The organism is Frateuria sp. GZRR35 (assembly GCF_051900415.1).
Classification (GTDB): domain Bacteria; phylum Pseudomonadota; class Gammaproteobacteria; order Xanthomonadales; family Rhodanobacteraceae; genus Frateuria_A.
Window position 1 is genome coordinate 147,887 of record NZ_JBHZGL010000009.1, and the last position, 13,965, is coordinate 161,851.

A 13,965-nucleotide genomic window follows, 5' to 3' on the forward strand; every position below is an offset into this window, starting at 1 on the left:
GCGACCTCGGCCTGCCGGTCGCGCACAGGGGGCGCTCCTACAGGGGCGTGTGCCGCCCTGCGCCCCCTAAACAGTTGACCGGCCAGCGCATTGCCCGCATAATTGCCCGTCTTTTTCCAACCCAAGCCTTCTCTGGAGTTCTACCTTGGCCAACATCAAGTCCGCGAAGAAGCGCGCGCGCCAGTCCGAGCAGCGCCGTCTGCGCAACGTCAGCGCCCGTTCCATGGTGCGCACCGCCCTGAAGAAGGTCGTCAAGGCCATCGAGGCGAAGGACAAGGCCGCCGCCGTGGAAGCCTTCGCCGCCGCCCAGCCGGTCATGGACCGCTACGCCGCGCGTGGTCTGATCCACAAGAACAAGGCCGCTCGCCACAAGAGCCGCCTCAACGCGAAGATCCGCGAGCTGGCGTAAGCCGGCCTCGCACATCACGGGTTGGTGGAAAGGCCGGCGCAAGCCGGCCTTTTCGTATGCGCGTAAGAAAGGCAGGCAGCCACCCGGCTGCGCCTCTGCTCCCGATCAGGAAAAGCTGGTCGTGTACACGCTGGGCGAGGCGAACAGGCCATCCTGCTTCTTCGCATCGCACACGGCGTAGGTGAAGCCATGCTGGATCGCGTGCGCACCCACGGCACCGTCGCGCCGCAGCGCAAGGAAGCCCACCTGCATTTCCTTCGCGCCGTCCGGGCGCTTCTTCACGATCCGCCGCACGGCCTCCTCGCAGGCCTCCTGCGGGCTGCGTCCCTGGCGCATCAGCTCGACCACCAGGAAGCTGCCGGCATTGCGGATCACCTCCTCGCCCACGCCGGTGGAGGTGGCGCCCCCCACCTCGCCGTCCACGTAGAGGCCCGCGCCGATGATCGGGCTGTCGCCCACGCGGCCGTGCATCTTCCACGCCATGCCGCTGGTGGTGCAGGCGCCGGCCAGGTGGCCATGGGCGTCGACGGCGAGCATGCCGATCGTGTCGTGGTTGTCGTGGCCGCCGGGCAGGCTGCGGCGATAGTCGAGGTTCTCGCTGTTGGCGACGGGCTTGTATTTCGCGGTTTGCAACCATTCGTGCCAGGCCTTCTCGGCCTCAGGCGTCAGCAGGTTTTCCTCGTGGAAGCCTTGCTCGCGGGCGAACTGCAGCGCACCGTCGCCGACCAGCAGCACGTGCGGCGTGGCTTCCATCACCCGTCGCGCCACCCGGATCGGGTGCGCGATGTTCTCCAGACACGCCACCGCGCCGCAGCGGCCATCACCGTCCATGATGCTGGCGTCCAGAGTCACGTGGCCGTCGCGGTCGGGATAGCCGCCCTTGCCGACACTGTGGTTGGCCAGGTCCGATTCGGGCACCTGCGCGCCCTGCTCCACCGCGTCCAGCGCCTTGCCGCCGCGGGCGAGCACGGCCCAGGCCACCCGGTTGGCGGGAACGCCGAAGTCCCAGGTGGAGATGACGCGGGCGCCGTCGGTGCCTGGCAGCGCTCCTTTCGAAGGCGTGGCACTCGCGGCTGCAAAGCGGGGCGCAGCAAGCGCACCAGCGGCCAGCACGGAGGTCTTCAGGAATTCGCGGCGGGACGGCATGGCGGGGCTCCTCGGACGGAAGTCCCGCATCATGCGCGAATCGGGCTGGGCAGGCGAATGCGGTTTCCGGCAAGGCTTCCCCATCCGCCCTTCGGGCACCTTCCCCCGTGGAACGGGGGAAGGAGACAGGTGCGGCGCCCCTCCTCAATGAGCCTTCCCCCGTCCCACGGGGGAAGGTGCCGACAGGCGGATGGGGGAAGCCTTGCGGGAAGCCGCCCTACGGCTCCCCACGCAGCCGCACGTCGCCCGGCTGCATATCGACGCGCTCCTCGCGCACCTGCCGCTGCGATTCGAAGAAGCGCTGCACCTGCTGGCAAACGGCCATGGTGTTGTCGCGCGCGATCGCCGACACAAGGAACCACGGCTCCTTCCATTCCAGCCGGGCCACGATGTCCTCGGCCACTGCCTGCCGCTCATCCTCCGGCAGCACGTCGGCCTTGTTGAGCACCAGCCAGCGCGGGCGCTCCAGCAGCTCGGGATCGAACTTGGAAAGCTCCTGCTCGATCGCCCGCACCTGCTCTGCCGGATCGGTGCCGTCGATCGGTGCGATATCCACCAGATGCAGCAGCAGGCGCGTGCGCGAGACGTGGCGCAGGAACTGGATGCCCAGGCCGGCGCCTTCGGCGGCGCCCTCGATCAGGCCGGGAATGTCGGCGATCACGAAGCTCTGGTCGGTACCCAGGCTGACCACGCCCAGGTTCGGGTGCAGCGTGGTGAACGGGTAATCGGCCACGCGCGGCGTCGCGGCCGAGACGGCACGGATGAAGGTTGACTTGCCGGCGTTGGGGAAGCCCAGCAGCCCCACGTCCGCCAGCAGCTTGAGCTCGAGCTTGAGCTCGCGTACCTCGCCCGGCGTGCCCGGCGTGGACTTGCGCGGGGCGCGGTTCACCGAGCTCTTGAAGTGGATGTTGCCCAGCCCGCCCTTGCCGCCTTCGGCGACCAGCAGGCGCTGGCCATGCTGGGTCAGGTCGCCGATCACCTCGTCGGTATCGACGTTGGTGACCACGGTGCCCACGGGCACGCGGATGGCGGTGTCCTCACCACCCTTGCCGTACATGTCCGAGCCCATGCCGTTCTCGCCGCGCTGTGCCTTGAAACTGCGCTGATGACGGAAATCGATCAGCGTGTTGAGGCCCTCGTCGGCGACCAGCCAGACCGAACCGCCGTGGCCACCGTCGCCGCCGTTGGGGCCGCCGAACGGGATGAATTTCTCGCGACGGAAGCTGACGCAGCCGTTGCCGCCGTCACCGGCCTGGACTTTGATGATCGCTTCGTCGACGAATTTCATGGTGGGAACCGGAACTGGGGAAGTAACTGGAAGATGGAAGCGGAAGGGTAACCGGGAAGCTGCATGTTCCCCGTCCCCCGCTCGCCGATCCTTGCTTCACAAAAACAAAAGCCCCGCCGAAGCGGGGCTTTCGCTTGAGCGTCGGGAGCGATCAGCCCTTGACGACGCTGACGAACTTGCGGTTGTTCTCGCCGCGGGTCTTGAACTCGACCACGCCGTCGGTCAACGCGTAGAGCGTGTGATCACGACCCAGGCCCACGCCGGTGCCGGCATGGAACTTGGTGCCGCGCTGGCGGACGATGATGTTGCCGGCCTCGATGGCCTGGCCACCGTAGATCTTCACGCCCAGGTACTTCGGGTTCGAGTCGCGACCGTTGCGGGACGAACCTACGCCTTTTTTATGTGCCATGACTTAAATCCTCGGCTGGTGTATCAGGCGTTGATGCCCGTGATCTCGACTTCGGTGAAATGCTGCCGGTGCCCCATCTGCTTCTTGTGGTGCTTGCGGCGGCGGAACTTGATGATGCGGATCTTGTCCGCACGACCGTGGCGGCGCACGGTGGCCGAGACGGTGGCGCCGGCAACGGTCGGCACGCCGACGTTGACCGAATCGCCCGAGCCGACCAGCAGGACCTGGTCGAAGCTCACGTTGGCGCCTTCCTCGGCATCCAGCAGCTCCACGCGCAGCACGTCGCCCTGCTGGACGCGGTACTGCTTGCCGCCGGTCTTGATGACTGCATAACTCATGGGATGGTCCCTTCTGTCGTTATTCTCTTGGGTCTCACCGCGCGCGTGACGGCCGTGGTGAACGGCGAAGTATAGCGGCACCCTTCGTCGCTGGTCAATCTTTAAGCAACCCGCTCAAGGCGTGGCGGACGAGCCCCCGGACGCCGGCGCCGCCAGCTTCGCGCCGGACGTGGCGGCGGGCGACGCCGGGCAGCGGCCCTGGGCGCCAATCCGCCCGCTTTTCTGCAGTTCGGCCAGCATCTCCTGGGCGCGTTCGCGGCCCCATTCCTGCCCCAGTTTCATGCCCTCGGCCATGGTCGCGGGCATCTCGATAACCACCTTCCTGCCCAGCGGCGATCGGTAGAACTCGAGCAGCCCCTGGATATCGGCCGCGCTGAAATGGCGCTGGTAGATCGGCACCATGCGCTCGGTCAGCTCCTGCGCTCCCTTGGCATCGATGAAGCCCTGCCAGTAGCTGGCCGGCACGCAAGGCAGCTGCTGCTGCATCATCGCAGCCATCTGGCTGTTCATCTGGCCCAGCATGCGGTCGACGCCGAACACGTCCATCAGCGCGCGCACCTGTGCCTCGCTGGGGGGCTTGGGCGTAGCCGCGAGCGCGGTTCCCGTCGCCAGCCACAGGGTCAGGCCCAGTCCGGTCCACTTGCGCATGTGAGTTCCTCATCGCGTCGCAGGGCTCGGCATTTGGCCACAGCCAGCGGCCGACGGAAAGCGCGGATCCGCGTCCTCGGGAGGCGGCGGAAGGCTGAAGCCCACCCTACCGAGTCTCAATTTCTGACCTTGGCAGGTTGGTATAGTGGCCGGTCTCCCCCATATCCCTGCGCGCATGGAAACCATACGCATCCGCGGCGCCCGCACGCACAACCTCAAGAACATCGACCTGGACCTGCCGCGCGATCGCCTGATCGTGATCACCGGCCTGTCCGGCTCGGGCAAATCCTCGCTCGCCTTCGACACGATCTACGCCGAAGGCCAGCGCCGCTATGTCGAGTCGCTCTCGGCGTACGCGCGGCAGTTCCTGTCGATGATGGAGAAGCCCGACGTCGACCATATCGAGGGCCTTTCGCCAGCGATCTCGATCGAGCAGAAGTCGACCTCGCACAACCCGCGCTCGACTGTCGGCACGATCACGGAGATCTACGACTACCTGCGCCTGCTCTACGCCCGCGTCGGCACGCCGCGCTGCCCCGACCACGCCATTCCGCTGGAGGCGCAGACGGTCAGCCAGATGGTCGACGCCACGCTGGCACTGGACCCCGACAAGCGCTGGATGCTGCTCGCGCCGGTGATCCGCGAGCGCAAGGGCGAGCACGTGCAGGTGTTCGACCAGCTGCGCGCGCAGGGCTTCGTGCGCGCCCGCGTCGATGGCGTGGTGTACGAGCTCGATGCGGTACCACCGCTGACCCTGCGCCAGAAGCACACGATCGAGGTGGTGATCGACCGCTTCCGCCCGCGCGAGGACTTGAAGCAGCGCCTGGCCGAGTCGTTCGAGACCGCGCTGCGGCTGGGCGATGGCTTGGTGATCGTGGTCGACATGGATGACGACAGCGCGCCCGAGCAGCTGTTTTCCTCGCGCTATTCGTGCCCCGTCTGCGACTACTCGCTGCCGGAACTCGAGCCGCGCCTGTTCTCGTTCAACTCGCCGATCGGCGCCTGCCCGAGCTGCGACGGCCTGGGCGTGACCCAGGTGTTCGACCCGGCGCGCGTGGTCGGCCATCCGGAGCTTCCGCTCTCCAACGGTGCGATCCGCGGCTGGGATCGGCGCAACCCGCACTATTTCCAGATGCTGCTTTCGCTGGCCGCGCACTACGGCTTCGAGGCCGACACGCGCTGGCGCGACCTGCCGCCGCACATCCAGCAGGCGATCCTGTACGGCAGCGGCAAGGAGAAGATCGCCTTCCGCTACCTCACCGAGCGCGGCGGCCGGGTGACCCGCGAGCATGCCTTCGAGGGCATCCTTCCCAATCTCGAGCGGCGCTACAAGGAGACCGAATCGAGTGCGGTGCGCGAGGAGCTGGCCAAGTACATCAGCGACCACCCCTGCCCGACCTGCGAAGGCCAGCGCCTGAACCGCTCGGCGCGCAACGTGTTCGTATCCGACCAGCCGCTGCCGGCGCTGACCAACCGTTCCATCGACGACGCGCTGGCGTTCTTCGAGGACCTCAAGCTGGCCGGCTGGCGCGGCGAGATCGCGGCCAAGATCGTCAAGGAAATCCGCGAGCGCCTGACCTTCCTCAACGACGTGGGCCTCAACTACCTCACGCTGGACCGCCAGGCCGACACGCTCTCCGGCGGCGAGGCCCAGCGCATCCGCCTGGCCAGCCAGATCGGCGCCGGCCTGGTCGGTGTGATGTACGTGCTGGACGAGCCTTCGATCGGCCTGCACCAGCGCGACAACGAGCGCCTGCTCGGCACGCTTACGCGCCTGCGCGACCTGGGCAACACCGTGATCGTGGTCGAGCACGACGAGGACGCCATCCGCATGGCCGACCACGTGCTCGACATCGGCCCGGGCGCCGGCGTGCACGGCGGCGAAGTGGTGGCCCAAGGCACATTGAAAGACATCCTCGGCTCCGAGCGCTCGCTCACCGGCCAGTACCTGTCCGGTACGCGCGCCATCGAAGTCCCTACCGAGCGGCGCAAGCCGGTCGACGAGGACGCCTGGCTGCGCCTCAAGGGCGCGCGCGGCAACAACCTGAAGAACGTCGACCTGGCGATCCCGGCCAAGCTGTTCACCTGCGTCACCGGCGTGTCCGGCTCGGGCAAGTCCACACTCGTCAACGACACGCTGTTCCGCCTGGCCGCCTCCGAGTTGAACGGCGCGAGCGCACAGCCGGCACCGTTCGAATCGGTCACCGGCATGGACCTGTTCGACAAGGTGGTCGACATCGACCAGTCGCCGATCGGCCGCACGCCACGCTCCAATCCGGCCACCTACACCGGCCTCTTCACGCCGCTGCGCGAGCTGTTCGCCCAGGTGCCGGAGGCGCGCGCGCGCGGCTACACGCCAGGCCGTTTCAGCTTCAACGTGCGAGGCGGACGCTGCGAGGCCTGCGAAGGCGACGGCATGATCAAGGTGGAGATGCACTTCCTGCCGGACGTGTACGTGCCCTGCGACGTCTGCCACGGCAAGCGCTACAACCGCGAGACGCTGGAGATCCACTACAAGGGTCACACCATTGCCGACGTGCTCGACATGACGGTGGAGGACGCGCTGAAGCTGTTCGAGAACGTACCGACGATCGCGCGCAAGCTCGACACCCTGCGCGCCGTGGGCCTGGACTACATCAAGCTCGGCCAGAGCGCGACCACGCTTTCCGGCGGCGAGGCGCAGCGCGTGAAGCTGTCGAAGGAGCTGTCCAAGCGCGATACCGGCCGCACGCTCTACATCCTGGACGAGCCGACCACCGGCCTGCACTTCCATGACATCGAGCAGTTGCTCGACGTGCTGCACCAGTTGGTCGACCAGGGCAACACCGTCGTGGTGATCGAGCACAACCTGGACGTGATCAAGACCGCCGACTGGATCGTCGACCTCGGCCCCGAGGGCGGCGCGGGCGGTGGCCGCATCCTGGTTGCCGGCACGCCGGAAGAAGTGGCTGCGTCGCCCGAATCCCACACCGGACGGTTCCTGGTGCAGCACCTCAAGACGCCGGCACCTGTCGAGAAAAAGCCGGCGGCCAAGCGCGCCAAGAACACGCTCAAGCACATTGCCTCGGCGGACAAGCACCGACCCATGCCGCGCAAGAAGAAGAAGACGCCATGAGCCCGCGCAAGTCGGCGACCAAGAAGGCGGCCAAGGCCGAAGCACCTGTCGAACAAGCGGCCACACCCACGCCGCTGTTCACCGCAACCCTGCCGGTGCGCTGGCGCGACCTGGACGCGTTCAACCACGTCAACAACTCCAACTACCTCACCTACCTGGAAGAGGCGCGGCTGCAGTGGCTCAGCCACGTACCGGGCCCTTGGTTCGACGACCACGCCATGCCGGTGATGGCCGCCGTCCAGCTCAACTACCGCCGCCCGATCGAATGGCCTGCGCAGATCCGCATCGAACTCTTCTGCGAGCGGCTGGGCAACAGCTCGATGACCATCGGCCACCGCATCCTCGACGCCGAACATACCGACCGCCTGTACGGCGACGGCCACGTAGTGATGGTCTGGATGGACCCGGCTACCGGCAAGCCGGTACCGCTACCCGAGGCAATCCGCGAGGCGGTCGGCGGTCACTCGTAACCTTGCGCAGGAACCAGTGTAGGAGCCCGCTTGCGGGCGATGCCTTAACCGGGATGAGCGCAACCATGGCATCGCCCGCAAGCGGGCTCCTACCGTTTCGAGTCGATGTTCGTGTAAAGGTTCAGCCCGTCCGCACCGTGCCTCTATGATGGCCCTTCCCCACGAAGGAGCCCGTCATGACCCTGCCCCCTCGCCGTGCCCTCGCATTCGCCTGCGTTGCCGCCTGCCTGGCCCCCGCCGTACAGGCAACCGACACCGAACTGACCCTCTACCGCAGTGACAACCCCGCGCTGTACACCGCCGCGGGCGACGGCAGCGTGGCCGAAGGCCATGCGGTGGCGCGCGAACAACGCACACTGCAGCTGAAAGCCGGGACCCAGGACATCACCCTGGGCGACCTGCCGCTCTACCTCGACCCCGAAGCCATCGCCCTGTCCTTCGCCAACGACCAGGCCCGGGTGATTTCCCAGCGCCTGTTGCTGGGACAGGGCAACGAGGCGGCGCTCGCCGGTCTGGTGGGGCAGGACATCACCGTGCTCGGCGGCAACGGCGAATCGCTGGCGCAAGGCACGCTGCTGCGCGCGGGCAACGGCCTGCTGGTCAAGGGCACGCTCGGCAACACGCTGGTGCGCGACTATGCCGCGGTGCGCAGCGCCGGCGGCGACTTCCCCACCGGCGCGAGCCTGCGCCTGCGCGTGGATGCCGCACGCGCCGGCAACGCCACCGCCACGCTGAGCTATCCCACCGCCGGCCTGGGTTGGCGCGCCGCCTACGTGGGCACGCTCGAGCCGGGCAATGCCTGCCGCATGCAATTCGAATCACGCGCCAGCATCGCCAACCGTAGCGGGCGGGACTGGCACAACGCCACGCTCAAGCTGGTCGCGGGCGAACCGCGCTTCACCAAGCCGGACGCGCCCCAGCCGATGATGGCGATGGCACGCGCGTACAAGGGCGAAGCCACCGACATGCCGCAGCAATCTTCCCTGGGCGATTACCGCCTCTACACCCTGCCCCAACCGGTCGACCTGCCGGACGGCAGCGTAAGCCAAGTGCCGCTGTACACGCCACGGACGCTGGCTTGCGAACGGACGGCGCTGTACGAGAACGGCAGTGCGTGGTCGCCGCGCGAGCCGATGCTCTCTCCGGATTTCAATACAGGCGGCGGCAACTCCATCGAAAGCACCCTGCGCTTTACTGCCTTCGACAGCCTGCCGGCCGGCTACCTGCGCGTGCTGGGCAACGACAACCGCGGCACGCCGCAATTCCTGGGCGAAGGCCGTATCGAGGACACGCCCAAGGGCAGCGATGCCACCCTCACCCTGGGTACCGCGTTCGACCTGCGCGCCGAGCGCGAGCGCACCGCCTTCAAGGTGGACAAGGCCGCCCGCACGATGGACGAAGCCTTCCGCATCACGCTCACCAATGCCGGCGAATCGGCGCGCGTGGTGACCGTGCGCGAACACCCCAGCCGCTGGCGCGAATGGATGCTGGCGTCCTCGTCGGCAAAGCCGAGCAAGCAATCGCCGGACGTGCTGGAGTTCAAGGTAAATGTGCCGGCCGGCGGCAAGGCGACGCTGGACTACGCGGTGCACTACCGCTGGGCTCAATAGGCGGGTCCGCGGCAAGGCCTCCCCCATCCGCCTGTCGGCACCTTCCCCCGCGGAGCGGGGGAAGGCTCGATCACGGACTGCCACCCACTGGTCCTTCCCCGCCCTGCGAGGGAAGGTGCCCGAAGGGCGGATGGGGGCAAACTTGCGACAATCCCACCAGCTTGCGCCGACGAACCAAGGAATCCCCATGCTCGACATCCTTCCGCACGACGGCGACATCGCCGAGATCCGCCTGGCCCGCCCACCGGTCAACGCATTGAACGTGGACCTCATCGCCGCCCTGCGCGATGCCCTAGCCCAGGCGCCACGCGACGGCGCGCGCGGCCTGGTGATCTCCGGCGCCCAGGGCTTGTTCTCCGCCGGCGTGGACGTGCCCGAACTGCTCCAGCGCGACCGCGCCGGCGTCCGCGCCTACTGGCGCGCGCTGTTCGACCTGTGCGCAGACCTCGCCTACCTGCCGATCCCGGCGGTCGCCGCGATCACCGGCCACAGCCCGGCGGGCGGTGCCGTGCTCGCCTTGTTCTGCGACTACCGCGTGATGGCGCAGGGCCCGTTCCGCATCGGCCTCAACGAGGTGCAGGTGGGCCTGATGGTGCCCGACTGCATCCAGCTCGCACTGCGCCGCGTGGTCGGCACCTACCGCGCCGAACGGCTGCTGGTCGCCGGCGCCATGATCGAGGCCGAGCAGGCGCTGGCCTGTGGCTTCGTGGACGAGCTCACCGGCGTGGACCAGGTGGTCACCCGCGCGGTCCACTGGCTCACCGAACTGCTGGCGCTGCCTCGCCACGCCATGCTGGCGACGCGCGAACTGGCCCGCGCCGACCTGCGCGAGGCGTGGAAGGATGTCGATGCACTGCCAATGGACAGCTTTCTCGAGGCGTTCTTCAACAGCGAGACGCAGGCGACCCTGCACGGCCTGGTGGCACGCCTGAAGGCCAAGAGCAGCTGAAGCCCCTCTTCCTGTAGGAGCCCGTTTGTGGGCTCCTACAAATCAGCGGACGGGCGAGGCCGAACCCTGCGACGGGCTGGTCAGCCGGTGGCGATCGGCCGCGACGGGTCGCTCACCCAGCCGCTCCACGAGGGCGCGTACAGGCGCGAGCCGTGCAACCCGGCATGCTCCATTGCCAGCAGGTTGTGGCAGGCAGTGACACCCGAGCCACACATGTGCACCACCTTCTGCGGCGGCGTGTGGCCCAGCACCGCCGCGAACTCCTCGCGCAAACGCGCCGGCGGCTTGAATCGGCCGCTGGCGTCGAGGTTGTCGGCAAAGGGGCGATTGAGGGCACCCGGCACGTGGCCGGCAGCACGATCCAGCGGTTCGGTCTCGCCGCGATAGCGCGCGGCGGCGCGGGCATCCAACAGCACCGGCGCCGGATCGGCGTGCAGCGTGGCGTGGTCGGTAATCGCCTGGTGGGGATCGAAGTGCAGTTCGGCCTGGCTGGGCGTGCGTTCCACGGTACCGCTTTCAACCGGCAAGCCGGCTTCGCGCCAGGCGGCGAAGCCGCCATCGAGTACCGCAACCTCACGCACGCCCGCCAGCCGCAGCAGCCACCAGAGCCGGGCGGCCGCCAACGCGCTGCTGCCGGCATCGTAGGCCACGACCTGCAGGCCCGGACGCCAGCCCCAGCGGCTGAGCACGGCGGAAAACGCCTGTTCCAGCGGCAGCGGATGACGTCCCAGCCCCTGCCCCTCGCGGCGAAGATCGGACAGGTCGTGTTCCAGGCTGGCATGCACCGCGCCGGGGATGTGCGATTGGCGGTACTCGCGCTCGGGCTTGTCCGGATCGGCCGCGCCGGCGCCGGCAGGATCGGCCCGGCAGTCGACGATCAGCACATCGTCCGGAGGCAGCGCGGCCAGCGTGGCCGCATCGATCAGCGTGGTATGCAGGCTCATGCGTCTTTCATCCTTTCGAGGAGGTTGAGCAGCATCGCGGCGGTGGCGCCCCATATGCGATGGCCGCCGTGCACGAATTCCACCATCGGCCGCTGATGCCCGCGGTAGTCCATCACATAGCGTTTGAGGTTTGCCGGTTCAAGGAAGAACGCGAACGGCACTTCGAAAACCTCGGCCACCTCCGCCGGCGTCGGGTAGAGCACGGCGCCCTCGTCGATGCGCGCGACCACCGGAGTGACGCAGTAGCCGCTGATCGTCTCGAAACAGTCGAGGAAGCCCAGCGGCTGCACCAGCGCGCGCTCCAGCCCGATTTCCTCCTCGCTCTCGCGCAGGGCGGTGTCGATCGCGTCGACGTCCTCCGGGTCCTGCCGGCCACCCGGAAAGGCGACCTGCCCCGCGTGCGACTGCAGGTGGGCGGTGCGCACGGTGAAGACCAGCCGCGGCTGCACGCCTTCGCGCACGCCAATGAGAACCGCCGCAGGACGCCTGGGCGTGTCGCCAAGGAGGTCGGCCATCTGGGCATGGTTCCATCCGGGGGCCGCCGGTGGATCGGAAAGCGAACGCAGGGCCTGCGGCAACCCATCCAGCAGCCTTTGGAACGGTCGCTCGGGCGCGCCGTCCATCACGTCCTCGCGCGCGCGGGCAGGATCTCGCGCATGTAAAGCAGGCGCTCGGCGTCGTCCATGGACCGCCAGCGGGCGATTTCCTCGCCGCTGCGCAGGCAGCCCTCGCACCAGCCGCGCGCGTCCAGCCGGCAAATGCCGATGCAGGGCGTGAGTGGCGCGGCGGGGACAAGGGGATCGTGCGGCATTCGTGCGATTTTAGCCGATGTGCACAGGGGTGGCTGTGCGAATGGCCGCGACATCCGCTTCGACTTCGCCCCCCCCGGGCTGCGCTTGGCGCGAACGGTCTTGCCTCTCGTGCGCGAAGGACTCGCCTACTTCGCGATGTCGAGCAATTCGATCTCGAACACCAGCGCTTCGTTTGGCCCGATGCGCGGCAGCTGGCCGCGTTCGCCGTAAGCGAGCCGGGGCGGGATCACCACCTTCCAACGATCGCCCACGTGCATGCGCGGTATCACGTCCTGCCAGCCGGGGATGACCTTGTCGACCTGGAAGGTGACCGGCGCGCCGTGTGCCCACGAACTGTCGAACTCGGTGCCGTCCACCAGCATGCCGCGGTAGTTGACCGTCACGGTGCTGGTGACCCTGGGACTTTCGGTCCCCTTGCCCGACGCGATCACCGCGTACTGGATGCCCGAAGGCAACTGGACCACACCGGGGCGCTTGCGGTTCTGCGCCATGTAGTCGGCGCTCTTGCGTGCGTTGGCTTCGGCGATGTGCTTGAACTCGGCCACGGCGTTGGCGTGCAGTTGCTGCTCCAACCGCTGGAGCTGGGCATGCATGTCCTGCATCGAGACGGCCGGATGGCGCTTGGCGTACGCATCGGTCATGGCCTTCTGCACGGTGGCCAGGTCCACGTCCGGCTCGCCGCCGGCAAACTGGCTGCCGATCTGGTAGCCGATCGCGTAGGACAGCTTGTGCTTGTCCAGCTTGACCTGCGACGTCGGCGCGTCGGCGCGGTCCTGCGCATGCGCGACGCTTCCCAGCAGCAGCATGCCAAGCGCCAACCCACCCAGTCGTGTCATGCCTTGCCTCCAACGTCGACGGTACCGCGACATGCTATGCGCATTGGCGACGCCATGCAGCGCCGCAACCGGCGTTTGCTTCGAACCCGCACAGCCGCAAAGGTTCCCGCGCTACCATGCGCGTTTACCTTTCGCCGGAGCGCTTGTCATGGCCTATCGCAACCTGGAAATCGCCAACCGCGGCGCAGTGCGCGTCATCACCGTCAACCGCCCCGACAAGCTCAACGCGCTCAACCGCGACACGCTCAATGAACTGACTCTCGCCTTCACCCAGGCGGCGCAGGACGATGCGGTGCGCGCGGTGGTACTCACCGGCGCGGGCGAGAAGGCGTTCGTCGCCGGTGCGGACATCGCGGAAATGAATGGCTACACGCCGGTGCAGGCGCAGTCGTTCTCGCGCACCGGGCAGCGCCTGATGAGCACGATCGAGCGGCTGGGCAAGCCGGTGGTCGCGCGCATCCAGGGCTTCGCGCTTGGTGGCGGCATGGAGCTGGCAATGGCCTGCCACCTGCGCGTGGCCAGCGAGAAGGCCAGGTTCGGCCAGCCGGAGATCAACCTGGGCCTGATCCCCGGCTTCGGTGGCACCCAGCGCCTGCTGCGGCTGGCCGGTCGCAGCGCCGCGCTGGAGCTGTGCCTGACCGGCGCACCGATCGGTGCGGCGCGGGCCTACGAGTTGGGGCTGGTCAATCGCGTGGTAGCGCCCGAGGCGTTGGACGAAACGGTCAACGCGCTGGCCGACCAGTTGGCCGCCGCTGCGCCGCTGGCCGCCGCCGGCATCCTCGATGCGATCCTGCTTGGCGGTGAAACGGCGCTGGACCAGGGCCTGGAGTTCGAAACGCAGGGCTTCGCGCTGGCCTTCGCCACCGAGGACATGCGTGAGGGAACCCAGGCGTTCCTGGAAAAGCGCAAGGCCGCGTTCAACGGCCGCTGATTTTTTTGTAGGAGCGCACCTGTGCGCGACCGCCATGCATCCCGGTCGCGCACAGGTGCG

Annotated in this window: 13 protein-coding genes and 1 pseudogene; 6 read left to right on the forward strand and 8 right to left on the reverse strand. The window is 67.9% G+C overall.

Annotated features, from left to right (window positions below):
* The first annotated feature begins 145 nt into the window (after positions 1-145).
* The gene (rpsT, locus tag ACFWZ3_RS12160; protein ID WP_017460878.1) at positions 146-409 is read left to right on the forward strand and encodes a 30S ribosomal protein S20; all 264 of its coding nucleotides are present in this window, start codon (positions 146-148) and stop codon (positions 407-409) included.
* A 105-nt stretch (positions 410-514) separates the two neighbouring features.
* Here the strand turns inward: rpsT and ACFWZ3_RS12165 are convergent, their stop codons facing one another.
* The 5 genes from ACFWZ3_RS12165 to ACFWZ3_RS12185 all read right to left on the reverse strand — a co-directional run bounded on the left by ACFWZ3_RS12165 (position 515) and on the right by ACFWZ3_RS12185 (position 4,238).
* Positions 515-1,555, reverse strand: a complete 1,041-nt coding sequence (locus tag ACFWZ3_RS12165) for a N(4)-(beta-N-acetylglucosaminyl)-L-asparaginase (protein ID WP_439707984.1) — start codon at positions 1,553-1,555, stop codon at positions 515-517.
* A 217-nt stretch (positions 1,556-1,772) separates the two neighbouring features.
* On the reverse strand, positions 1,773-2,843 hold the full coding sequence (cgtA, locus tag ACFWZ3_RS12170; RefSeq protein ID WP_439707985.1) for an Obg family GTPase CgtA: 1,071 nt from the start codon (positions 2,841-2,843) through the stop codon (positions 1,773-1,775).
* Between the two features lie 151 nt (positions 2,844-2,994).
* Positions 2,995-3,252: a 50S ribosomal protein L27 gene (gene rpmA, locus ACFWZ3_RS12175; RefSeq protein ID WP_439707986.1), complete on the reverse strand. Its 258-nt coding sequence runs from the start codon at positions 3,250-3,252 to the stop codon at positions 2,995-2,997.
* 23 nt (positions 3,253-3,275) lie between these two features.
* Positions 3,276-3,590: a 50S ribosomal protein L21 gene (gene rplU / locus ACFWZ3_RS12180; RefSeq protein ID WP_209614596.1), complete on the reverse strand. Its 315-nt coding sequence runs from the start codon at positions 3,588-3,590 to the stop codon at positions 3,276-3,278.
* Between the two features lie 114 nt (positions 3,591-3,704).
* Positions 3,705-4,238 carry a DUF2059 domain-containing protein gene (locus tag ACFWZ3_RS12185; RefSeq protein ID WP_439707987.1) on the reverse strand — a complete coding sequence of 178 codons (534 nt, stop codon included), beginning with the start codon at positions 4,236-4,238 and terminating at the stop codon, positions 3,705-3,707.
* Positions 4,239-4,413: 175 nt separating this feature from the next.
* Here ACFWZ3_RS12185 and uvrA point away from each other — a divergent pair, with 175 nt between their 5' ends.
* From uvrA to ACFWZ3_RS12205, 4 genes are all read left to right on the forward strand, one after another.
* Entirely contained in the window at positions 4,414-7,353 is a 2,940-nt protein-coding gene (uvrA, locus tag ACFWZ3_RS12190) for an excinuclease ABC subunit UvrA (protein ID WP_439707988.1), read from the forward strand.
* Entirely contained in the window at positions 7,350-7,823 is a 474-nt protein-coding gene (locus tag ACFWZ3_RS12195) for an acyl-CoA thioesterase (protein WP_439707989.1), read from the forward strand. Before uvrA ends, ACFWZ3_RS12195 begins: the two co-directional genes overlap by 4 nt.
* A gap of 176 nt (positions 7,824-7,999) precedes the next feature.
* Positions 8,000-9,433, forward strand: coding sequence for a DUF4139 domain-containing protein (locus tag ACFWZ3_RS12200; protein ID WP_439707990.1), 1,434 nt, complete (start codon positions 8,000-8,002; stop codon positions 9,431-9,433).
* Between the two features lie 187 nt (positions 9,434-9,620).
* Positions 9,621-10,382, forward strand: coding sequence for an enoyl-CoA hydratase/isomerase family protein (locus ACFWZ3_RS12205; RefSeq protein WP_439707991.1), 762 nt, complete (start codon positions 9,621-9,623; stop codon positions 10,380-10,382).
* Between the two features lie 80 nt (positions 10,383-10,462).
* On the opposite strand, the gene ACFWZ3_RS12210 is transcribed toward ACFWZ3_RS12205, so the two are convergent.
* From ACFWZ3_RS12210 to ACFWZ3_RS12220, 3 genes and pseudogenes are all read right to left on the reverse strand, one after another.
* Positions 10,463-11,326, reverse strand: a complete 864-nt coding sequence (locus tag ACFWZ3_RS12210; RefSeq protein WP_439707992.1) for a sulfurtransferase — start codon at positions 11,324-11,326, stop codon at positions 10,463-10,465.
* Positions 11,323-12,137 (reverse strand): annotated as a pseudogene (locus ACFWZ3_RS12215) (NUDIX hydrolase). The gene ACFWZ3_RS12210 and the pseudogene ACFWZ3_RS12215 overlap by 4 nt, the downstream one beginning before the upstream one ends.
* A gap of 126 nt (positions 12,138-12,263) precedes the next feature.
* A complete protein-coding gene (locus ACFWZ3_RS12220) occupies positions 12,264-12,974 on the reverse strand; it encodes an FKBP-type peptidyl-prolyl cis-trans isomerase (protein ID WP_439707993.1) in 711 nt (236 codons plus the stop codon).
* 148 nt (positions 12,975-13,122) lie between these two features.
* Here ACFWZ3_RS12220 and ACFWZ3_RS12225 point away from each other — a divergent pair, with 148 nt between their 5' ends.
* Positions 13,123-13,905, forward strand: a complete 783-nt coding sequence (locus tag ACFWZ3_RS12225; protein WP_439707994.1) for an enoyl-CoA hydratase-related protein — start codon at positions 13,123-13,125, stop codon at positions 13,903-13,905.
* Positions 13,906-13,965: the final 60 nt, after the last annotated feature.